Source organism: Variovorax sp. EBFNA2 (assembly GCF_033802765.1).
Lineage (GTDB): Bacteria > Pseudomonadota > Gammaproteobacteria > Burkholderiales > Burkholderiaceae_C > Variovorax > Variovorax paradoxus_H.
This window is the reverse complement of record NZ_CP138496.1, coordinates 558677-577879: the sequence shown is the minus strand read 5'-3', so window position 1 is coordinate 577879 and position 19203 is coordinate 558677. Positions and strand designations below refer to the sequence as shown.

The 19203-nt window shown below is 69.4% G+C and carries 20 protein-coding genes; 10 read left to right on the top strand and 10 right to left on the bottom strand.

All coding sequences use genetic code 11. The features are described from left to right. Positions 1-113: 113 nt before the first annotated feature. Positions 114-878, bottom strand: a complete 765-nt coding sequence (locus tag RZE79_RS02630) for a LuxR C-terminal-related transcriptional regulator (protein ID WP_319358902.1) — start codon at positions 876-878, stop codon at positions 114-116. A 191-nt stretch (positions 879-1069) separates the two neighbouring features. Between RZE79_RS02630 and RZE79_RS02625 the strand changes: the two genes are divergently transcribed. Further along, positions 1070-1567 carry a nuclear transport factor 2 family protein gene (locus RZE79_RS02625; RefSeq protein WP_101488373.1) on the top strand — a complete coding sequence of 166 codons (498 nt, stop codon included), beginning with the start codon at positions 1070-1072 and terminating at the stop codon, positions 1565-1567. Further along, positions 1564-1884 (top strand): GNAT family N-acetyltransferase, encoded by a 321-nt coding sequence (locus RZE79_RS02620; protein WP_192194684.1) that lies wholly within the window; start codon positions 1564-1566, stop codon positions 1882-1884. The genes RZE79_RS02625 and RZE79_RS02620 overlap by 4 nt, the downstream gene beginning before the upstream one ends. On the opposite strand, the gene RZE79_RS02615 is transcribed toward RZE79_RS02620, so the two are convergent. Continuing rightward, positions 1874-3061, bottom strand: coding sequence for an MFS transporter (locus RZE79_RS02615; RefSeq protein WP_319361072.1), 1188 nt, complete (start codon positions 3059-3061; stop codon positions 1874-1876). The two genes, RZE79_RS02620 and RZE79_RS02615, sit on opposite strands and share 11 nt — an antisense overlap. A gap of 94 nt (positions 3062-3155) precedes the next feature. After that, positions 3156-3950, bottom strand: coding sequence for a UPF0149 family protein (locus tag RZE79_RS02610; protein WP_319358901.1), 795 nt, complete (start codon positions 3948-3950; stop codon positions 3156-3158). A gap of 69 nt (positions 3951-4019) precedes the next feature. On the opposite strand from RZE79_RS02610, the gene RZE79_RS02605 reads away from it, so the two are divergent. Together RZE79_RS02605 and RZE79_RS02600 are read left to right on the top strand one after the other, a co-directional pair. Next, positions 4020-5720, top strand: a complete 1701-nt coding sequence (locus RZE79_RS02605; protein WP_319361071.1) for an FMN-binding glutamate synthase family protein — start codon at positions 4020-4022, stop codon at positions 5718-5720. Continuing rightward, the gene (locus RZE79_RS02600; protein WP_319358900.1) at positions 5717-6631 is read left to right on the top strand and encodes a hypothetical protein; all 915 of its coding nucleotides are present in this window, start codon (positions 5717-5719) and stop codon (positions 6629-6631) included. The genes RZE79_RS02605 and RZE79_RS02600 overlap by 4 nt, the downstream gene beginning before the upstream one ends. Positions 6632-6647: 16 nt before the next feature. Here RZE79_RS02600 and RZE79_RS02595 read toward each other — a convergent pair whose 3' ends face one another. Further along, positions 6648-7073 carry a PIN domain-containing protein gene (locus tag RZE79_RS02595; RefSeq protein ID WP_319358899.1) on the bottom strand — a complete coding sequence of 142 codons (426 nt, stop codon included), beginning with the start codon at positions 7071-7073 and terminating at the stop codon, positions 6648-6650. 64 nt (positions 7074-7137) lie between these two features. Then, positions 7138-8037 (bottom strand): LysR family transcriptional regulator, encoded by a 900-nt coding sequence (locus RZE79_RS02590; RefSeq protein WP_319358898.1) that lies wholly within the window; start codon positions 8035-8037, stop codon positions 7138-7140. 123 nt (positions 8038-8160) lie between these two features. On the opposite strand from RZE79_RS02590, the gene RZE79_RS02585 reads away from it, so the two are divergent. Next, positions 8161-8475 (top strand): multidrug efflux SMR transporter, encoded by a 315-nt coding sequence (locus tag RZE79_RS02585; protein WP_153280963.1) that lies wholly within the window; start codon positions 8161-8163, stop codon positions 8473-8475. 1 nt (position 8476) lies between these two features. Here the strand turns inward: RZE79_RS02585 and RZE79_RS02580 are convergent, their stop codons facing one another. Then, a complete protein-coding gene (locus RZE79_RS02580) occupies positions 8477-9730 on the bottom strand; it encodes a THUMP domain-containing protein (protein ID WP_319358897.1) in 1254 nt (417 codons plus the stop codon). Positions 9731-9811: 81 nt separating this feature from the next. Here RZE79_RS02580 and RZE79_RS02575 point away from each other — a divergent pair, with 81 nt between their 5' ends. The 5 genes from RZE79_RS02575 (at position 9812) to RZE79_RS02555 (ending at position 14255) form a co-directional block, all read left to right on the top strand. Then, positions 9812-11638, top strand: a complete 1827-nt coding sequence (locus tag RZE79_RS02575; RefSeq protein WP_319358896.1) for a hybrid sensor histidine kinase/response regulator — start codon at positions 9812-9814, stop codon at positions 11636-11638. Positions 11639-11724: 86 nt separating this feature from the next. Then, positions 11725-12336 carry a cytochrome b gene (locus tag RZE79_RS02570; protein WP_319358895.1) on the top strand — a complete coding sequence of 204 codons (612 nt, stop codon included), beginning with the start codon at positions 11725-11727 and terminating at the stop codon, positions 12334-12336. Continuing rightward, on the top strand, positions 12333-12914 hold the full coding sequence (locus tag RZE79_RS02565; RefSeq protein ID WP_153280967.1) for a YceI family protein: 582 nt from the start codon (positions 12333-12335) through the stop codon (positions 12912-12914). Before RZE79_RS02570 ends, RZE79_RS02565 begins: the two co-directional genes overlap by 4 nt. Before the next feature lie 38 nt (positions 12915-12952). Beyond that, on the top strand, positions 12953-13588 hold the full coding sequence (locus tag RZE79_RS02560; RefSeq protein WP_153280968.1) for a YceI family protein: 636 nt from the start codon (positions 12953-12955) through the stop codon (positions 13586-13588). A gap of 22 nt (positions 13589-13610) precedes the next feature. After that, entirely contained in the window at positions 13611-14255 is a 645-nt protein-coding gene (locus RZE79_RS02555; RefSeq protein ID WP_153280969.1) for a LysE family translocator, read from the top strand. Positions 14256-14266: 11 nt separating this feature from the next. On the opposite strand, the gene RZE79_RS02550 is transcribed toward RZE79_RS02555, so the two are convergent. The 4 genes from RZE79_RS02550 to lptA all read right to left on the bottom strand — a co-directional run bounded on the left by RZE79_RS02550 (position 14267) and on the right by lptA (position 19136). Beyond that, positions 14267-15862, bottom strand: a complete 1596-nt coding sequence (locus RZE79_RS02550) for a phospholipase D family protein (RefSeq protein ID WP_319358894.1) — start codon at positions 15860-15862, stop codon at positions 14267-14269. A gap of 10 nt (positions 15863-15872) precedes the next feature. Then, complete coding sequence (rpoN, locus tag RZE79_RS02545) at positions 15873-17465, bottom strand: RNA polymerase factor sigma-54 (protein ID WP_153280971.1); 1593 nt, start codon at positions 17463-17465, stop codon at positions 15873-15875. A gap of 154 nt (positions 17466-17619) precedes the next feature. Further along, positions 17620-18417, bottom strand: a complete 798-nt coding sequence (gene lptB, locus RZE79_RS02540; RefSeq protein ID WP_101488358.1) for an LPS export ABC transporter ATP-binding protein — start codon at positions 18415-18417, stop codon at positions 17620-17622. Then, positions 18414-19136, bottom strand: a complete 723-nt coding sequence (lptA, locus tag RZE79_RS02535) for a lipopolysaccharide transport periplasmic protein LptA (RefSeq protein ID WP_319358893.1) — start codon at positions 19134-19136, stop codon at positions 18414-18416. Before lptA ends, lptB begins: the two co-directional genes overlap by 4 nt. Between the last annotated feature and the right edge of the window lie 67 nt (positions 19137-19203).

Below are 19203 nucleotides of genomic sequence, written 5' to 3'. Positions count from 1 at the left end.
CGGTTGGTTGAAGCATCGGGCGCGTGACACACGGCCTGCCCGCGGCCCGATTGCAGCACCGCCTTGCGCGGCGCTCCAGGGACCCCTGTCGTTTCCGACAGGGGTGGGGCGGCTCAGGGTGTGAGCAGGCCCAGCGCCAGGGCGCGTGCACAGGTGGCGGTGCGGCCTTGCGTGTCGAGCTTGCGGGCGGCGCCCACGAGGTGGAAGTACACGGTGCGCTCGCTGATGTGCAGGATCTCGGAGATTTCCCAGGTCGACTTGCCGACCGCCACCCAGTGCAGCACCTCGCGCTGGCGCGCACTCAGCACCGGCACCTTTGCGTCGCCCTGCAGCCGGCGCACCGTTGAGTGCAGGCAGGAGGCGAAGTAGTTCATCGGCGCCAGCGTGGCCCGCAGTTCGCGCAGGTCGGCGGTCGCGTCGGTGGTGAGGGTCATGAAGGCCCAGTCGATGCCGGGCGTCCACAGTGGCACGGTCAGCCCCGCCTTCAGCCCGTGCTCGCCGGCGCTGCGCAGCAGGCCGCGGGCGCGCTGCCCGATGTCGGCACGCGTGTGGCTCACCTGCCCGAGCCAGCTCCACGCGGTGGCCGGCATGCCGGCGCGCACATGCTGCACGCGGGCGTCGGCCTGCTCGCCGGCGTTGCTGCGCAGCGACTCGTAGCGGCTGCGGGCCCAATCGGCAGGCAGGTGGTGGAAGAACAGCAGCGCGTCCTGCGCGGGCGCGTCGGCACGGGGCGCGGGCACCGGACGCTTGAGCACGTAGGCGCCGTGGTTGAAGCCCATCGCCCGCATCGCGCGGCGGTTGACCTGCGCGACCTCCTCGAGCGTGCGGGCGGCCATGACGGCCTCGACGAACTGCCAGTCGTTGATCACCTCGGCCATGGATGCGTCCCCTTGCGTTGTGTGTGGCGGGTGCAGCGGCTGTGGTTCTATTTCTGGGGCCCGCCAGGGTGCCGGCCCTGCGAGGACCAGCATCGGGGCCGCATGTTAATGCGGGACACGCCGAATCACCCCTGTGCTTCCTTGCCCGCCGCATCCGGGCGATGATCTGGCACCACCCACCCCGAGGCCTCATGACCGCAGCCACCCACGCCCCGACCATCGAGCGCTTCTACAGCGCGTTCTCGCAACTCGACGCCGCCACCATGGCCGCCTGCTACGCGCCCGACGCGGTGTTCGACGACGAGGCCTTTTCGCTGCGCGGCCAGCGCGAGATCGGCGGCATGTGGCGCATGCTCTGCGACGCCACCAAGGCCAAGGGCGCCGACGTGTGGCGCCTGAGCTGGCGCGACGTGCAGGCCGACGGCCGCACGGGCAGCGCGCACTGGGACGCCCACTACCGCTTCAGCGCCACCGGCCGGCTGGTCGACAACAGCATCGACGCGCGCTTCACCTTCACGCCCGACGGCCTGATCGCCACGCACCGCGACCGCTTTCCGTTCTGGACCTGGTCGCGCCAGGCGCTGGGCACGCCGGGCCTGCTGCTGGGCTGGACGCCGATGCTGCGCAACAAGGTGCGCGCCACGGCGGCCGCCAACCTCGCTACTTTTCTTGCACGCCAACCCTCATGACCACTTCTTCGACCGCACTCACCTTCACCAACAACGAAGCGCAGCACCGCTACGAGGCCGCGCTCGACGGCAAGCTCGCGGCCTATGCCGAGTACAACCTGCTGACCGACGCGATCCTGTTCACGCACACCGAGGTGCTGCCCGAGCATGAAGGCAAGGGCGTGGGTTCGGGCATTGCGAGGCACGTGCTCGACGAGGCGCGCGCCAACGGGCGGCATGTGATTCCGGTGTGCCAGTTCATCGCGGGCTACATCCGCAAGCACCGCGAGTACGCCGACCTCGTGCGGCCGGACATTCAGCGCGCCTTCAAGATCTGACGGAAGCCGCCTTCGGCGCGGGCAGCCACGCAAAGGCTGCGATGCCGACGACCAGCAACACGGCAATGACCGCCAGCACGGCGGTCAGCGGATCGCCGCCCTGCGCCGCGGCCACCGAGGCCGCCACGCCGGTGCCCCACTGCATGAACGCGACGCCCAGGAACATCGCCATGGTGAAGACGGCCATCGCGCGGCCCGTGAGTGCGGCCGGGTAGGCCACGCGCACGTCGGCGTACTGCCAGACGATGAAGCCCGAGAGCACGCCGATGAGCACCATGCCCGCGATGTCGAGCCACGCGGAATGCACCACGGCGATGAGCGCGAACAGGCCGGCGTAGACAAGGCCGCAGGCCACGATCCAGCGGCGGCGCGCAGTACCGTCGCGGTCGAAGCGGCCGAACAGCGGCGCGCCGAACAGCGAAATCACCGACACCACGAGCGCCACGTTGCCGCTCTGCACCAGCGAGTAGCCATGGCGTTCCATCATCAGCGGACCGAGCCACAGCCCGCGCAGCGAGATGAAGGCCGCATACGTCACCGCGCCCAGCACCATGATGCCGAGCGTGTGCGGCATGGCGAACAGCGCGCCGAACTGGCGCACGGCAGCGGGGATCGACTCTTTTTGCTGCGGCACGGCCGACGCGGGTTCGTGCACCCAGCGCCAGATCGCGAGCCAGGCCAATGCAGACGCCAAGGCAAGCACCAGGAAGCCTGCGCGCCACGAGTACGCCTGCACCAGCCACGCGAGCGGCGTGCCCGTGACCAGCATGCCCAGGCCGCCGATGGCCAGCACCATGCCCGACACGGTGGCGAAACGCGCCGCCGGAAAGTGCCGTGCGATGAACACCGTGCACACCAGGAAGGCCGGTGCGCAGCCGACGCCGATCAGCGCCTGCCCGGCCACGAGCACGAGGTAGCTCGACGACATCGCCGACAGCAGCGCACCCGCGATCGCGACCGGAAAGGCCACGAGCACGGTGCGGCGCACGCCGTGCAGGTCGATGCCGATGCCCATGAAGAGCTGCATCGCGCCGAACGCAAAGTGAAAAGCCCCCGAGAAGATGCCGAGGGCTTGGGCGGAGAGATGAAAGTCCGACTGCAGCGGGCTCGCCATGATGGCGCCGACGGTGCGGAACGCCTGGCTGAGCGCGACCCCTGCGCAGAGCGCGAGGACCATGACCCATGCCGCCTGCGGCGTCAGGGGTTGCGCGGCAGAGCGCTGCGCCGGCGCGACGGCACTCATGCCGGGACTACCGCGGACAAACGTGTGCTCATGCCCCGTGGCACTTCTTGTACTTTTTTCCACTGCCACAAGGGCACGGGTCGTTGCGGCCGGGTTCGGCTTCCTTGCGGATCGTCTCGACCTTCGGGCCCAGGCTCTTCCAGAGCTGGCGCAGGTCGTACACCGCCCAGATCGCGGCGCCGAAGTCGTCCAGGCGCTGCTGGCTCACGCTCGGCGGGCCGTTCTCGTCGTACATCGACAGCGTGGGCTTGGCGGTGTCGTCCTCGGTCAGCGCGACGAGGTTGTCGAGCGCGTCGTCGAGCATCTGCGCGGCTTCCTTGTCGCGCGGGGCGGCCCAGTCTTCGGGCCAGTTTTCGACCGCGTACATGAAGCCGAGCGCCCAGACCTGGGCGAACGAGGGAATTTCTTCGCCGGCCATTTCGGCGCGCTCTTCCTCGGGCAGCGAGGCGATGGCGCCGCGCGTGTCGAGCACCTCGGGCTGCCAGCTGCGCTCGTCTTCGAGCGATTCGACCGGGGCGTCAAGGCCTTCCTCGATCTCGCGCCAGCGGCGCTTCCAGTTCCAGACGAACTCCATGTGCTGGGCCGGCACGAAGTGGTCGCCCAGCAGCACGGGCCAGTATTCGGTGGGGTCGATGGGCCGGCGGGTGCAGATCAGCGCGGCCATGAAGCCTTCGCAGAACTCCCACTGGGGAATTTCCTCGTCGTGCTCGCGCATGGCGTCGAGCGCGGTGTCGAGGGCGTCGAAGTCGTCGGGGCCCAGGGGTTGTTGAGGGGTGGCCGGGGCGGTGTCAGGGGTATCGGGGGTGTCTGGAGTGGTCGTCATGGCAAGCGTCATGGCAGGTTGGGAGCAGCCCTCTATGATGCAGCAGGCTCCTGCCGACATCTGATGACTATGCCCACGATTATTCCGTTTCCCGCACGCTACAGCGCGTTCGCCCTGTGTGTGCTCGGTCTGGTCGCCTGCCTGGCGATGGTTCTGGCCTCGCCGCACCTGTGGCTTGCCTGGATCGGCGTGGCCGTTTTCGCGGTGCTCACGGGCACCGGCGTGCACGACCTGCGCCAGCCGCGCCACGCCATCTTGCGCAACTACCCGGTCATCGGGCACCTGCGCTTTCTGCTCGAATTCATCCGCCCCGAGATCCGCCAGTACTTCATCGAGAGCGACGCCGAGGCCGCGCCGTTCTCGCGCGCCCAGCGCTCGCTGGTGTACCAGCGCGCCAAGGGTGAGCCCGACAACCGGCCCTTCGGTACGCAGCTGAACGTGTCGGCCGCGGGCTACGAGTGGATCAACCACTCGATGCAGCCCACCAAGCTGGCCGGGCACGATTTCCGCATCGTGATCGGCGGCACGCCGCAGTCGGCCGACACAGACTTGGCGCAGGTCTGTACCCAGCCTTACAGCGCGAGCGTGTTCAACATTTCCGCGATGAGCTTCGGCGCCTTGTCGGCCAACGCCATCCTCGCGCTCAACAAGGGCGCGCAGATGGGCGGCTTTGCGCACGACACGGGCGAGGGCTCGATCTCGCAGCACCACCGCGTGCACGGCGGCGACCTGATCTGGGAAATCGGCTCGGGCTACTTCGGCTGCCGCAACGACGACGGCAGCTTCAACGCCGAGCGCTTCGCCGCCAATGCGCGCGACCCGCAGGTGAAGATGATCGAGATCAAGCTCAGCCAGGGCGCCAAGCCGGGCCACGGCGGCGTGCTGCCTGCGCCGAAGGTCACGGCCGAGATCGCGGCGGCGCGCGGCGTGCCGGTGGGCGTGGACTGCATCTCGCCCGCGTCGCACAGCGCGTTCTCCACGCCGACGGAGATGATGCATTTCATCGCGAAGCTGCGCGAGCTGTCGGGCGGCAAGCCGACCGGCTTCAAGTTCTGCCTGGGCCACCCGTGGGAATGGTTCGGCATCGTCAAGGCAATGCAGGCCACGGGCATCACGCCCGACTTCATCGTGGTCGACGGTGCCGAGGGCGGCACAGGCGCGGCGCCGGTCGAGTTCAGCGACCACGTGGGCGCGCCCTTGCAGGAAGGCCTGCTGCTGGTGCACAACACGCTGATCGGCGTGAACCTGCGCCACCGCATCAAGATCGGCTGCGCCGCCAAGGTGATCACCGCCTTCGACGTGGCCCGCATGATGGCGCTGGGCGCCGACTGGTGCAACGCGGCGCGCGGTTTCATGATGGCGCTGGGCTGCATCCAGGCGCAGAGCTGCCACACCGGCCACTGCCCCACCGGCGTGACCACCCAGGACCCGGTGCGCCAGCAGGCGCTGGTGGTGCCGACCAAGGCCGATCGCGTGCGCAACTTTCATCGCAGCACGCTGCATGCGCTGCAGGAGCTGGTGCAGGCCGCGGGCCTGGACCATCCGCAGCAGATCACCGCGCACCACATCGTGCGCCGCATCTCCGACACCGAGGTGCGCCTGTTGAGCAACCTGGTGATGCAGGTGCAGCCGGGCGCGCTGCTCGGGCCGCTCGACAACCAGCACACCGTGTTCCGCACCTACTGGCCGCTGGCCAGTGCGCAGAGTTTCCAGCCCCTGACGCAGGGCCCGCACGGGCTGCTGGCGCCGGGCTTCGCCATGGCCGCATGAATCCACTGAGACGAGGAGGCGCCGCGACGCGCCTGTACAGCCAACGGGGTGCCGCATCGGCGCCCGCGCCGCTCGACGACGCCCCGGGTCCGCCCCCCTCAGCGCCCGGCGACTACGCCGAGTTCCTGCGCGTCACCTTGCCCAAGCAGACCAGGAACGTGGCCAGCCACCGTTTCGGCAGCGAGCGCGTCTGGCTCAAGAAGGCCGGCCCTCGCCACGGCAAATGGGGCTACCGCGTGATGGCACTGGCCGCGCGGCTCGCCGGCCTCGACGTGATCAAGCCCGTGCCCAACCCGGGCGGCGAGGCCGCCATCGCCACCGAGGCCCGCCGCCTGAAGCAACTGGCCGCCGCAGGTTTGCGCGTGCCCGTGGTGCTGGCGCAGCAGGCCGACGGGCTGCTGATTTCCGACCTCGGCGCCAGCGGCCGTGCCACCGTGGTGCTGCAGGAGCGCATCGACCAGGCCGCCGCCGCCGGCCCCGCTGCCCTGCTCGCCGTGTGGCGCGAAGGCCTGGCCGCCATCGCCGCGGTGCACCTGTGCGGCCAGCACCTGAGCCAGGCTTTCGACCGCAACCTCGTGCAGTGCCCCGACGGCGTGATCGGCTACATCGATTTCGAGGACGACCCCTCCGAGGTCATGACCCTGGCCGAATGCCAGGCCCGCGACTGGCTGAGCTACCTGCACTCCACGGCCATGATGCTCGAGGCCGCGGCGCCGCAGGCCGCAGGCCAGCACTGGCACGCGGCACTGAGCGGCGTGAACGAGGAAGTGCGCGAGCGCATCGCGAATGCGGCGCGGCGCATGAAATGGGCGCAGAAGCTGCCGGCCAGCCGGCGGTGGGGGCGCGATACGCAGCGCGTGCGGGCTGTGGCGCGGTTGCTGGGGCAGTGGTACGAGGTGAACAAGGCCTGAGACGGATCGGCGTGGCCTATGCCAGCGCCGACCGCACCGCCACGCCGCGCAGCGCCAGCCGCTTCTTCATCGACAGCACCGCCTTGTCCTTGCTGAACAGCTGCGCCCCGTGGGCCACGGACAGGTCGATGAACACCTGGTCGTCCGGATCGCTGCACACGCAGGGCGCACGCGCCGGCACCTCGGTCACCATCAGCACGCGCGCATCGAAATCGGCGAGCACGACGGCGATCGTCAGTTCGCACTGCGCCATGCGCCGGGCGATCAGCGGGTAGCCGAGCACCCGTTCCAGTTCGCTGCGCATCGCGGGCGTGGCCAGCCAGCGCAGCGCGCCGCGCGCGAGGTCGTCGACCAGCGGCGCCCAGGCGGGGTCTTCGAAGACCAGCAGGTCGAGGGCGATGTTGGTGTCGATGACGACGAGGTCGGGGGCTGGCAAGGTCATGGGTCGCGTGAAAACTGTCTGTCTATCTCTATCGCCGATGTTGCACCATGCGGCGCCCGGGCTTCTAGCGCCCTGAAGGCATCGCCAGCACTTTCGCGTCGGCGACGAGCCGCGCGCAGGCAAAGTCGGTGAAGGCCTTGATCCGCGCGACCTCCTTCAGGTCGGGATGCGTCAGCACCCAGACCTGCGTGTCGAGCGCTTCCCTCGGCGACTCGACCTGCACCAGCTCGTCTTCCGCATCGGCCAGCATGCACAGAAGCATGCCCAGGCCCATGCCGCGCTTCACGAGCTGCGTCATGCCGACGAGGCTGTCGACGCGCGCCGCGATCCGCGCGGGCGGCACCTGTTCGCGCAGCCACTTCGCCTGCATCAGGTGCGACAAGCCTTCGTCGGGCGCGACCCAGTCGTACGCAGCCAGCGGGGTCTTCGCCGGGTGCTTCGCGAGGTAGGCCTTCGACGCGTAAACCGCCGTCTGCAGGCGCCCTGCCCGGCGCCCGACCAGGTGGTCCGGCGGGGCGTTGGTCGGGCGGATCGCCACGTCGGCTTCGCGCTTGGTGAGGCTCAGGAAGAGGTTGTTCATCACCACCTGCAGCTCGATGCCCGGATGCAGCGCGCGAAAGTCCGCCAGGATCGGCCCGAGCAGCCCGGCCATGAAGGTGTCGGTGCTGGTGATGCGGATGACGCCGGTCAGCCGCAGGTCGAGCCCCATGAGGTGGCGCTGCGCGGCGTCGATCTGCTCGCCCACGCCCTGCAGGCGCTCGCGCAGCGCCTCGCCGGCCAGCGTCATCGCATAGCCGGCGGGCAGGCGGTCGAACAGGCGCACCGCCATGCGCGCCTCGAGCGCGCCCAGGCGCCGCAGCACGGTGGAGTGGTTGACGCCCAGCTGGCGCGCGGCGCCGGAGAGCGAGCCGGCCTGGCCCACGGCCAGGAACACGCGAAAGTCGTCCCAGTCTGTGTCCTGCATTTGTGCATACCCCGGATGCGATTTTTGCGAATAGCTTTGCAAACGCGCCGATCCTACAGTCGTCCGCAGGGGCCGCGATTCGCCCGCCCCGCATTCACACACATCACACGGAGGTTGAACCCCATGGCCTGGTTGCTGCTGCTTGCCGCCGGATTGGTGGAGATCGTGATGGCCCTCGCGCTGAAGGCCGCGGCGGGCTGGGAGCGCCCCGCCGCCGGCGCGCTGGGCCTGGGCGCCGCGCTGGCGAGCATCGTCCTGCTCACCGCCGCGATGAAGACGCTGCCGGTCGGGACGGCCTACGCGATCTGGACCGGCATCGGCGCCATCGGCGTCACGCTGATCGGCATCTTCTTTTTCCAGGAAAGCGCCGCGCCGCTGCGGCTGGTGTGCATCGGGCTGATCTTCCTGGGGATCGTCGGCCTGAAGCTGCAGAGCTAGTTCAGACTGCGGCGTCTGGCGGCGCGGCCCGGTTCGAGCCCCGGACCATGTCGAAACGGAACAGGCGGCATTCGATGGGGCCGTTCCACATCGGCACGCGGCGCGACTCTTTCAGGCGCATCTGCTTGGGCAGCTTCAGGTCGGGCGTGAGCACCCAGGCGGTCCAGCCCGGATAGTTTTTCTTCCAGTGGGTGGCGAGCTGCGGAAAGAAGTCGCCGCCATCGCCGCCTTCACCGTCACCCGGGGTCTGGGCGGCCTCGCGGGCGCCGAAGCGGGCCACGCCGCCGACCTCGATGCGCTCGCCGTACGGCGGGTTCAGCATGATCACGCCGCCCTCGGCCGGCGGCATGCGCTGCAAGGCATCGCCGCCGCGGAACTCGATGGCCCCGGCCACGCCCGCGCGTTCGGCATTGCGCTCGGCAAAGTCGACCATGCGGTGCGACACATCGGAGCCGAAGACGGCGATGTCGCTCGCATGCTGCGCGTTGGCCGCTTCCTTCTGGATGGCCGCCCAGACGTGCGGCTGGAACGGCAGCAGCTTCTCGAAGCCAAAGCGCCGCAGCGAGCCTGCCGCGATGCCGCTGGCGATCTGCGCGGCCTCGATGGCGATGGTGCCGCTGCCGCAGCAGGGGTCGTACAGCGGAGCCTGGGCGACCTCGCCGGTCTCGGGGTTCCACCAGCCGCTGGCGGCCAGCATGGCGGCGGCCAGGGTTTCCTTCAGCGGGGCGTCGCCTTTGTCCTGGCGCCAGCCGCGCTTGAACAGCGGCTCGCCCGAGGTGTCGATGTACAGCGTGCAGCTGTCGGTGGTCAGGTGCGCAAAGATGCGGCAGTCGGGCCACTGGGTCTCGATGCTCGGACGCACGCCGTTCGCCTTGGCGCGGAAGCGGTCGGCCACGGCGTCCTTGATGCGCAGGGTGGCGAAGTTCAGGCTCTGCAGCGGGCTGTGCTGGGCCGTGGTCTCGATCTTGAAGGTCTGCTTGGGCGTGAACCAGATCTCCCAGGCCACGGCGTTGGCGATGGCGTACAGGTCGTTCTCGTTGCGATAGGGCGCGTGGGCCAGTTCGACCAGCACGCGCTGCGCGAGCCGGCTGTGCAGGTTGAGCTTGAGGCCGTCGCGCCAGTCGGCACGCACGCGCACGCCGCCACGCAGGGTGAGCAGGTCTTGCCCGCTGCGGCCGGTCAGGCCATGCACCTCCTGGGCAAGGTATTCCTCGACGCCGGCGGCGCAAGGCAGGAAAAATGAGAGATCGTTCACGGAAAGTCGGCCATCGGGAAGCCCGCTAAGGGCTCCCATTGTCGCCGCGTCGCGGGCCTTCTCTATATAGTCGATTTGCCCATGACGCCCACCCCCGCCTCCGCGGCCCCCCCGGCAGACGCCCGCGACGGCGACAACCGCTTCGCGATCCAGTGCGAAGTGCTGCGCTTGTCGATCCGCCCGCTCGGGCCGGTGCTGCTGGTGCAGTACCTGCTCAACTGCGGCGTGGCGGCGCTTTTTGCCTGGCAGTTCTCGCCGGTGCGCGCGCTGGTGTGGCTGGCGCTCGTCACCGGTGTGACGGTGATGCGCGGCTTCTTTCCGCAGCGGCTGCCCGAGCCGTTCACGCCCACGAATCTGCGCGAGGCGCAGCGCCAGCACACGCTGCGCACGGCCATCTGGGAGCTGGCGCATGGTCTGGCGGGCGTGCTGCTGTTCAACCCCGAGCGCCCCGAGCTGCAACTGCTGCTGGGCCTGATCCTCATGGGCATGACGCTGTCGTCGGCGTTCTCGGTGTCGTTCTACACACCGGCCACGCAGCTGGCCATCACGCTGCTGCTGGCGCCGGTGATCGTCACGGGCCTGTGGCTCGGGGCGCCGGTGATGATGGCCGTCGCGGTGATCGGCATCGGCCTGACCGCAATGATGTGGAAGCTGGTGGCCGACCATTCGCGCCAGCTCGAGGAAAACATCGGCCTGCGCCTGAACGAACGCACGCTGCGCGAACAGGCGCTGGCCGGCCTGCGCGCCTCCGAGCAGGCCCAGGCCGAGCGGCTGCGCTTCTTCTCGGCGGCCAACCACGACCTGCGCCAGCCGGTGATGGCCATCGGGCTGCAGGCCGAGGTGCTGCGCCAGCAGCTGCAGCACGGTACCGACAGCGCGGCGGTGCAGCACACGGTGGCCTCGCTCTCGCGCGCGCAGCAGGCGCTCGAGGCCCTGACCAACCAGCTGCTCGAAATCGGCCGCATCGAGGCCGCGGTCGATCCGCTGCGCCCGGCGGCGGTGGCGCTCGCGCCGTTGCTGCACGAGCTGGCGCGCCAGGCCGGCGAAGGCCGCGTCGCCGTGCGCTGCCCTGCCGACGCCATCGCCTGGACCGACGCCGTGGCGCTGCGCCGCGTGCTCTCCAACCTGCTGGACAACGCCCTCAAGTTCACGCCGCGCGGTCGCGTGCTGCTGGCGGTGCGCGCGCGCCGCCGGCACGCCGCAGACACCGGGCGCGCGTGGCGCGTCGAGGTGCGCGACAGCGGCATCGGCATCGCGGCCGAATCGCAGGCGCGCGTGTTCGACGACTTCGAGCAGGTCGGCAACGTGGAGCGCAACCTGCAGCACGGCCACGGCCTGGGGTTGGCGATCGTGCGGCGGCTGGCGGGGCAACTGGGCATCGAGGTCGCGCTGCGCTCGGCGCCGGGCAAGGGCTCGGTCTTCAGCCTCGAGCTACCGGCAGCCCGGCCCGGTGCGGCGGCGGTGCCGGCGCCTGCGCCCTCGGTGGCGATGGACGACCTCGACGCGAACGCCGTGCTGCGCCCCGGCCTCGCCGTGCTGGTGGTCGAAGACAACATCGTCGTGGCCGACAGCCTCTCGGCGCTGCTGCGGCACTGGCAGGTGGCGCCGCGCGTCTACGCCAGCGCCGCCGAGGCGCTCGCGCTGGCCGACCTGGACGCGCTCGACGTCGCGCTGTGCGACATCCGCCTGCCCGGCGCGTTCAACGGCATCGCGCTGGCCGAGCGGCTGGCGCAGCGCAAGCCGACGCTGACGATTGCGCTGATCTCGGCCGACATCACCGAAGCCACGCAGCAGCTGGCCGCCACGCGCGGCTGGCACGCGCTGCGCAAGCCGGTGCAGCCGGACGACCTGCGGCGCGTGCTGTTGCGGGCGCAGCAGCAACAGCTGCAGCCGACGCCGTCGTCGTAGCGGCCTTCGGCACGGGGCCGCCCCCGCTGCGGTGTCATCGCTTCCGAGCTATGCTCCGCGCACAGGCCGCCGCCGCCCCTGCCCCGATGCCCGTCGAACCCCTTCCCGCTCCTTCCGTTGGCGCCGCCGCCCTGCGCGAGCCCCGCTACGGGCGGGTCGCGATGGCCCTGCACTGGCTGCTCGCGGCGATGATCGTCGGCTCGCTCGGCGTCGGGCTCTACATGACGGGCCTGCCCTTCTCGCCGCAGCGCCTGAAGCTCTACAGCTGGCACAAGTGGGCCGGCATCACCATCCTTTTGTTGTCGGCGCTGCGGCTGCTGTGGCGCCTCACGCACAGACCGCCGCCGCTGTCGGCGCGGGTGCTGGCGGCCATGCCGACCTGGCAGCGGGCCGCCCACCGCATCAGCCATGCGCTGATGTACCTGCTGTTCTTTGCGGTCCCGCTGTTCGGCTGGGCCTACAGCTCGGGCATGGGCGTGCCGGTCGTGTGGTTCGGCCTGCTGCCGCTGCCCGACCTGGTGGCGGTCGACAAGGGCTTTGCCGAGGCCGTGCTCAAGCCGCTGCACCAGCGCAGCGCCTACCTGCTGGCCGGCGTCACGCTGCTGCATGTGGCGGCGGCGCTCAAGCACCACTGGATCGACCGCGACGGTCTGTTGCAACGCATGTGGCCCGCGCCACGCAAGGAATCCGCCGGATGACGACGCGTCTTTTGTGGGGCGCCGCCGCCCTCCTCGGCTTCACGCTGCACGCCGCGGCCGAGCCGATGCCGGCCACCGCGAAGCTGGTGCCCGAGAAGAGCCAGATCGCCTTCGTCAGCAAGCAGATGGGCGTGCCGGTGGAAGGCAGCTTCAAGCGCTTCGACGCGCAGGTCGCCTTCGATCCGAAGAAGCCCGAGGGCGGCTCGGTGCTGCTGCAGATCGACACCGCCAGCGCCGGTTTCGGCATCCCGATGAGCGATGCCGAGCTGCCCAAGCCGACCTGGTTCGATACCGCGCATTTCCCGCAGGCCAGCTTCCGCTCGACCGCCATCAAGGCACTGGGCGAGGGCCGCTTCGAGATGGCCGGCAAGCTCACCATCAAGGGCGTCAGCAAGTACGTGACGGTGCCCGTGAGCATCACCTCGTCGGGCGGCGCCTACTCGGTCGCCACGGGCACGCTCACGATTCAACGGCTCGACTACAAGGTCGGCGACGGCGAATGGACCGACACCTCCGTGGTCGGCAACGAGGTGCAGGTGCGCTTCAAGCTGACGCTCGCGGGCCTCGGGCCGCTGTGACGACGATCCCCTTTCCTATGCATCCCTCTTCTTCCGCCATGAACAAGCTCTTCTTTGCCGCGGCCCTGTGCGCGAGCGCGGCCCTGCCGCTGGCCGCGACGGCCCAGGAATACACCGCGCCACCGCTGGCCGCCAAGCCCGCCGGCGGGCCGGTCAAGAACGCCAGCTACGTGATCGACCCGACCCACACCTTCGTGATGTACGAGATGGGCCACTACGGCACCACCACCAACCGCGGCCGCTTCAGCACCAAGGACGGCTCGGTGCAGATCGACGGCACGGGCACCGGCGGCAAGGTCGACATCACGATGGACATCAGCTCCATCAACACCGGCGTCGACCTGCTCAACCGCCACGTGCAGAGCAAGGACTTCTTCAACGTGGCCGAATTCCCCACCGGACGCTTCGTGGCCGAGCGCATCGACTTCAGCGGCGACAAGGTGACCGACGTGCCCGGCACGCTCACGCTCATGGGCCAGACCAAGCCGGTGACGCTGAAGGCCGTGCGCTTCAACTGCTACCTGAACCCGCTCATCAACCGCCAGGTCTGCGGCGGCGACTTCGAGGCCACCGTGCAGCGCAGCGACTGGGGCATCACCTGGGGCCTGAACTTCGGCTTCGAGAACAAGGTGAAGCTGCTGGTGCAGGTCGAAGCGGTGAACGTGCAGCAATGACGACGACGCCAGGCGCCACGCGATGATGGACACCACCCTTTCCCTGCTCGGCATCGCCGGCGCCATGGCCGTCGGCGCCATGAGCCCGGGCCCGAGCTTCGTGATGGTGGCGCGCACCGCCGTGGCCTCGCGCAGCGACGGACTCGCTGCCGCCCTGGGCATGGGCGCCGGCGGGCTGGCGTTCTCCATCGCGGCGCTGGCCGGGCTGCAGGCGGCGTTCCTCGCGGTGCCGGGGCTGTACCTCGCGATCAAGGCCTTCGGCGGCGCCTACCTGATCTACCTGGGCTTTCGCATCTGGCGCGGTGCGCGCCAGCCGCTCGCGATCACGCCCGACACGGACGCCTCGCCCCGGGGCCAGGGCCGCAGCGGACGCACCTTCCTGCTCGGCCTGGCCACGCAGGTCAGCAACCCGAAGACGGCGGTGGTGTACGCGAGCATCTTCGCGGCCTTCTTGCCGCGCGAGGTGCCGCTGGTGTTGGCGCTCGCGGTGCCGGCCGTGATCTTCTGCATCGAGACGGGCTGGTATGCGATCGTTGCGCTGGCGCTGTCTTCGGCCGCACCGCGTGCCGCCTACCTGCGCTACAAGACCTGGATCGACCGCGCGGCCGGCGGCGTGATGGGGCTGCTGGGCCTGCGGCTCGTGTGGTCCGCGGTGCGCGGCACCTAGCAACCAAGCCGCTACAGCAGGCTCTCGGGCGTGAGCGGCGACAACAGCTCGAGCATGGTGCGGTCCCAGAAACCCGAGTCGGGTTCTTCATGCACCACGGTGGTCTTGCCGCCTTCCTCGCTGACCCACTCGATGCGCCGCGAGTCTTCAGCAAACCGCAGCCGGTAGGCGCCCTGCTGCTTGAGCACGTCGAGCAGCTTCAAGGTCTGCTGCGCCATCTCGGGGCTGCGGATGAACAGGCCGATCTCGGTGTTGTGGATCTCGGAGCGCGGATCGAAATTCATCGAGCCGACGAACAGGATGCGCTGGTCGATCACCGCCGACTTGGCGTGCAGCCGGCCCACCGACGTGCCGAACAAACCCAGCCGCACGCTGCGCCGCGTGCGCGCGGAACTCAGCTCGTGCAGCTCGGCGCCCAGCGCGAGCATGTCGGCGCGGTAGCGGCGGTAGGCGGTGTGGACCAGCGGCTCGTCGGTGGCCGCAAGCGAGTTGGTGACCACGCTGATCTTGACGTTGCGCCCGCGGATCTCGCGCATCACCTCCAGCCCCGACGCGCCCGGGATCAGGTAGGGCGAGACCAGCGTCACCTCGCTGCGCGCGCGGCGCATCTGCTCGACCACGTTGTAGCGCACGCTGTCCACGTCGAGCAGCGGCACGCCGCCATACGACGCGGTCTTGCCGATCACGCGGTCGGGCGAATCGGCGTACGCCTCGGCCGTGGTCCAGATCAGGCCGAGCTTGCCGGCGTCGAGGTCGTCGGCCACGGGGCTGTAGCCGAGCAGGTCGTTGGGTGCGGGCCTGGGCGGCGGCGGCGTGGTGTCGGGGCCGGTGGCAGCCTCGAAGCGGCGCTGCAGTTCTTCGCGCGGCAGGTCAGTGCGCACGACCGAGCCGATCGGGCGCACGTGCGGGCTGTTCCAGTACTGGTCGAACAGCACGCCCAGGCGCGGGATCAGCGCGCCCGTGACGAAGGTGTCGAGATCGATGAAGTTCTGGCCCGAGGTGCGCCGGAAGTACTGGTTGCCGATGTTGCGCCCGCCCGCCACCGCCATCGCGCCGTCGGCGATGAAGAGCTTGTTGTGCATGCGGCGGTTGACGCGGCTGAAGTCGAACAGCGACGCGGTGAAGCGCCTGAGCAGGCTGCCGCGCCCGGCCGGGAACGGATTGAACAGGCGCAGCTCCACGTTCGGCGTGGCGGCCAGTCCGAGCAGCAGCTCGTCTTCGCCGGACGTGTACAGGTCGTCCATCAACAGGCGCACGCGCACGCCGCGCCGGGCCGCATCGCGCAGGGTGCGCAGCAGGTAGCGGCCGGTCTCGTCGTTCTCGATCTGGTAGTACTGCACGTCGAGCGTACGCTGCGCACGGCGCGCGAGCTGCAGGCGCGTGTCGAAGGCGAAGTCGCCGCCGGGCATGAGGCGAAAGCCGCTGAGGTCGGGGTCGGGCTGCGAGGCCAGCGCGATCTTGCCGAGCGCGGTGTCGGCCGAGACGGCGATGGCCTTGGTGGGCGGGCGCGGTGCTTCGTCGGGCAGCGTGGCGCAGCCGGTGAACAGCAACGCGGTTGCGATGACGAAAACCCAATGCCCACAGCGCGACAGCAGGCGATGGGTCATCGTGAGCTTTCTACAGGGCCTTGCGCAGGTTGGCGGGCGCGATGCGCAGCGCTTCGCGGTACTTGGCCACGGTGCGGCGCGCGCACTCGATGCCCTGCTCTTTCAGCATCTCGGAAATCTGGCTGTCCGACAGCGGCTTCTTGATGCTCTCGGAGCTCACGAACTGCTTGATGAGCGCGCGCACCGCGGTGCTCGATGCATTGCCGCCGGTCTCGGTGCCCAGCGCCGACCCGAAGAAGTACTTGAGCTCGACCGTGCCGAACGGCGTCGACATGTACTTGGCCGTGGTCACGCGCGAAATCGTCGATTCGTGCAGGCCCAGTTCGTCGGCGATCTCGCGCAGCACCAGCGGGCGCATCGCGAGTTCGCCGTGCACGAAGTAGCTCTTCTGCCGTTCGACGATGGCGTTGCTCACGCGCAGGATGGTGTCGAAGCGCTGCTGGATGTTCTTGATGAACCAGCGCGCCTCCTGCAGCCGCTGCGACAGCGCCTGGCTGCCCTCGCCCTTGTGCGACTTGAGCGCACCGGCGTAGATGTCGTGCACGCGCAGGCGCGGCATGACCTCGGGGTTCAGCATGACGCGGAACTTGATGTTGGTGCCGCGGCCCGTCTTGGTGACGATCACGTCGGGAACGACGATGTTGCGTTCGACGTCGACAAAACGGCGCCCCGGCTTGGGCTCGAGCCGCGCAATGATCTGCAGCGCCGAGCGCACCAGCTCTTCATTCGTCCGCGTGAGCGTGGCCAGGCGCTTGAAGTCGCGCCGCGCGAGCAGCTCCATCGGCTGCTTGCAGATCGCGATGGCGGTCTTGCGCACAAGCGCTTCGGCCTCGGTCTCGTCTTCGTTCGCGAGCGCCTTCAGCTGAATGCTCAGGCATTCGCCGAGGTCGCGCGCGCCGACACCGGCGGGCTCCAGGCTCTGCAGCAGGCCCAGCGCCACCTGGAAGTGGTGCACGAGGTCGTCGAACTGGTCGTTGTCATCGCCCGCCAGGCCCGAGGCCAGCGCGGGCAGCGAGTCTTCGAGGTAACCGTCGTCGTTGAGCGATTCGATCAAAAAGCGCAGCGCGGCGCAGTCGTTTTCGTTGAGCCGCAGGGTCAGCGCCTGGCGGTGCAGGAACGATTGCAGCGACTCCTGGCTGCGCGCGAGTTCGGTGGCGTCGGCACGCTCGTCGTCGCCGAGGTTGTTCTGGCGCGCGGGCGCATCGCTGCCCCACTCGCTGTCGTCGGGCGCCATCTCGACGGTGCCGTCGCCTTCCCAGTCGGGCTCGCGCTCGGTGATCTCGGCCGCGGGGCCGTCGGATTCCGGTGTGGACGTGGTCGCTTCGCTGGAAGCGGTGGAGGCACTGGGGGCGGACGGCGCGAAATCGCCCTCGCCGGTGTCACCGCCGTCGTCGCGCGGCACGGGCGTGTCGACAGCATCGAGCCCGAACTCCTCGCGCGCGGCTTCTTCCGCGGTGCGTTCGAGGAACGGGTTCTCGTCCAGCATCTGCTCCACCTCCTGGCTCAGTTCGAGCGTGGAGAGTTGGAGCAGGCGAATGGACTGCTGCAGCTGAGGCGTCAGCGCCAGATGCTGCGAGACGCGAAGGGACAGCCCTTGCTTCATGAAAAGATGGCTCCCCCCCAGGCTGCGCGCTTCGCGCTACGCCAACCCCCTACCGGGGGCGGGCCGGCCGCTTCGGGCGGCCGTGCGCGGCGGCCCCCGCGAGGAAGTTCCGCGCGGACGGTGGCCACGTTGATTATTGACCCTCGCCGCACGGTCACATCCGGAAGTGTTCGCCCAGGTACACCCTGCGTACCTCGGCGTTGTCGACGATCTCCGAGGGTGTGCCTTGTGCCAGCACGTGCCCGTCGCTGATGATGAACGCGTGATCGCAGATGCCCAGCGTTTCACGCACGTTGTGGTCGGTGATGAGCACGCCGATGCCGCGCTCTTTCAGGAAACTGATGATCCGCTGGATCTCGATCACGGCAATCGGGTCGATGCCGGCGAAGGGTTCGTCCAGCAGGATGAAGCGCGGCTGTGTGGCCAGCGCACGCGCGATTTCGACGCGGCGGCGTTCGCCACCCGACAGTGCAAGCGCGGGCGAATCGCGCAGATGGTCCACGCGCAGGTCGGACAACAGGTCAGCCAGTCGCTCTTCGGTGGCCTGTTTCGACAGCGGCACCATGCGGCCATTGGCATCGGGCTCGCGCTGCAGCTCGAGCACGGCGCGCACGTTTTCTTCGACCGTGAGCTTGCGGAAGATCGACGCTTCCTGCGGCAGGTAGCTCAGGCCCATGCGCGCGCGGCGGTGAATGGGCATGTGGGCGATGGGCTCGCCGTCGATGGTGATCTCGCCGGCGTCGGCGCGCACCAGCCCGACGATCATGTAGAACGAGGTGGTCTTGCCCGCGCCGTTGGGGCCGAGCAGTCCGACGACCTCGCCCTTCTGCACATCTAGCGAGACGTCTTTCACGACCGTGCGGCTGCCGTAGCTCTTCTTGAGGCCGCGCGCCACGAGGCGGCTGCCGGGGACGCCGTCGGCGGTCGTCTGGGTTCCTGCGGTTTCGATCACTTGCGCCCTTCCCCTTCGGTGCTGCCGCCCAGCGTGGTGCTCGGGCGCAGCCCGGCGCCGGGCGCAGGGGTGGGTGCCGGAGCCGCGGGCTTCTTGCCGCCCGCTGCCGGTGCGGAACCGCCGGCAGCGGGTGCTGCGGCAGCCTTCGGCGTGAGGATGGCCTTCACGCGGCCACCGCCGCCCGCCGAGACGCCGGCGTTCGGCGGCACGAGGGAGCCGTTGACGGTGTAGGTGTCGTTGCTCTGGTCGTAGACGATCAGCGCGCCGCTGCTCTCGTCGTTGGCCGTGGCGCCCACCAGCCGGCGCATGACGGCGCGGCGGATGAACTTGACGTTGTCGGCCCGGCTGTCGTACTCGATGACTTCCGACTCGCCCTCGATCCACTCGTCGCCGGCGTTGCGCTTCTGCTTGTAATAGGCCAGCTTGCCCGGCGCCGCCGTGACCACGCCGTACTGGTAGCCCTCGGCGTCCTGGCGCACGTCCAGCCGCGCACCGCGGATGATGATCGTGCCCTTCGTGACCAGCACATTGCCGGTGAACACGCTGGTCTGTTTCAGGTCGTCGTAGCGCATCGAGTCGGACTCGATGTTCATCGGCTTGGTGCGGTCGGCGGTTTCAGCCAGGGCGCCGGAGGCGGCTCCGGCCAGCAACAGCGCGCCGAAAGCCAGGCGGCCGAGGCGACGAAGGGTGGGGAATGTGGGGATGGAGGGCAATGTCATAAAGGCACGAAACTTGCTCTGAAACATTGTATGCGTGGGACGGTGATTGACCACCGGCGCCAATGAA

Coding starts and splice junctions, on each gene's coding strand:
- RZE79_RS02630 (WP_319358902.1), bottom strand. CDS start 878: ATGGCCGAGGTGATCAACGACTGGCAGTTCGTCGAGGCCGTCATGGCC.
- RZE79_RS02625 (WP_101488373.1), top strand. CDS start 1,070: ATGACCGCAGCCACCCACGCCCCGACCATCGAGCGCTTCTACAGCGCG.
- RZE79_RS02620 (WP_192194684.1), top strand. CDS start 1,564: ATGACCACTTCTTCGACCGCACTCACCTTCACCAACAACGAAGCGCAG.
- RZE79_RS02615 (WP_319361072.1), bottom strand. CDS start 3,061: ATGGTCCTCGCGCTCTGCGCAGGGGTCGCGCTCAGCCAGGCGTTCCGC.
- RZE79_RS02610 (WP_319358901.1), bottom strand. CDS start 3,950: ATGACGACCACTCCAGACACCCCCGATACCCCTGACACCGCCCCGGCC.
- RZE79_RS02605 (WP_319361071.1), top strand. CDS start 4,020: ATGCCCACGATTATTCCGTTTCCCGCACGCTACAGCGCGTTCGCCCTG.
- RZE79_RS02600 (WP_319358900.1), top strand. CDS start 5,717: ATGAATCCACTGAGACGAGGAGGCGCCGCGACGCGCCTGTACAGCCAA.
- RZE79_RS02595 (WP_319358899.1), bottom strand. CDS start 7,073: ATGACCTTGCCAGCCCCCGACCTCGTCGTCATCGACACCAACATCGCC.
- RZE79_RS02590 (WP_319358898.1), bottom strand. CDS start 8,037: ATGCAGGACACAGACTGGGACGACTTTCGCGTGTTCCTGGCCGTGGGC.
- RZE79_RS02585 (WP_153280963.1), top strand. CDS start 8,161: ATGGCCTGGTTGCTGCTGCTTGCCGCCGGATTGGTGGAGATCGTGATG.
- RZE79_RS02575 (WP_319358896.1), top strand. CDS start 9,812: ATGACGCCCACCCCCGCCTCCGCGGCCCCCCCGGCAGACGCCCGCGAC.
- RZE79_RS02570 (WP_319358895.1), top strand. CDS start 11,725: ATGCCCGTCGAACCCCTTCCCGCTCCTTCCGTTGGCGCCGCCGCCCTG.
- RZE79_RS02565 (WP_153280967.1), top strand. CDS start 12,333: ATGACGACGCGTCTTTTGTGGGGCGCCGCCGCCCTCCTCGGCTTCACG.
- RZE79_RS02560 (WP_153280968.1), top strand. CDS start 12,953: ATGAACAAGCTCTTCTTTGCCGCGGCCCTGTGCGCGAGCGCGGCCCTG.
- RZE79_RS02555 (WP_153280969.1), top strand. CDS start 13,611: ATGATGGACACCACCCTTTCCCTGCTCGGCATCGCCGGCGCCATGGCC.
- RZE79_RS02550 (WP_319358894.1), bottom strand. CDS start 15,862: ATGACCCATCGCCTGCTGTCGCGCTGTGGGCATTGGGTTTTCGTCATC.
- rpoN (WP_153280971.1), bottom strand. CDS start 17,465: ATGAAGCAAGGGCTGTCCCTTCGCGTCTCGCAGCATCTGGCGCTGACG.
- lptA (WP_319358893.1), bottom strand. CDS start 19,136: ATGACATTGCCCTCCATCCCCACATTCCCCACCCTTCGTCGCCTCGGC.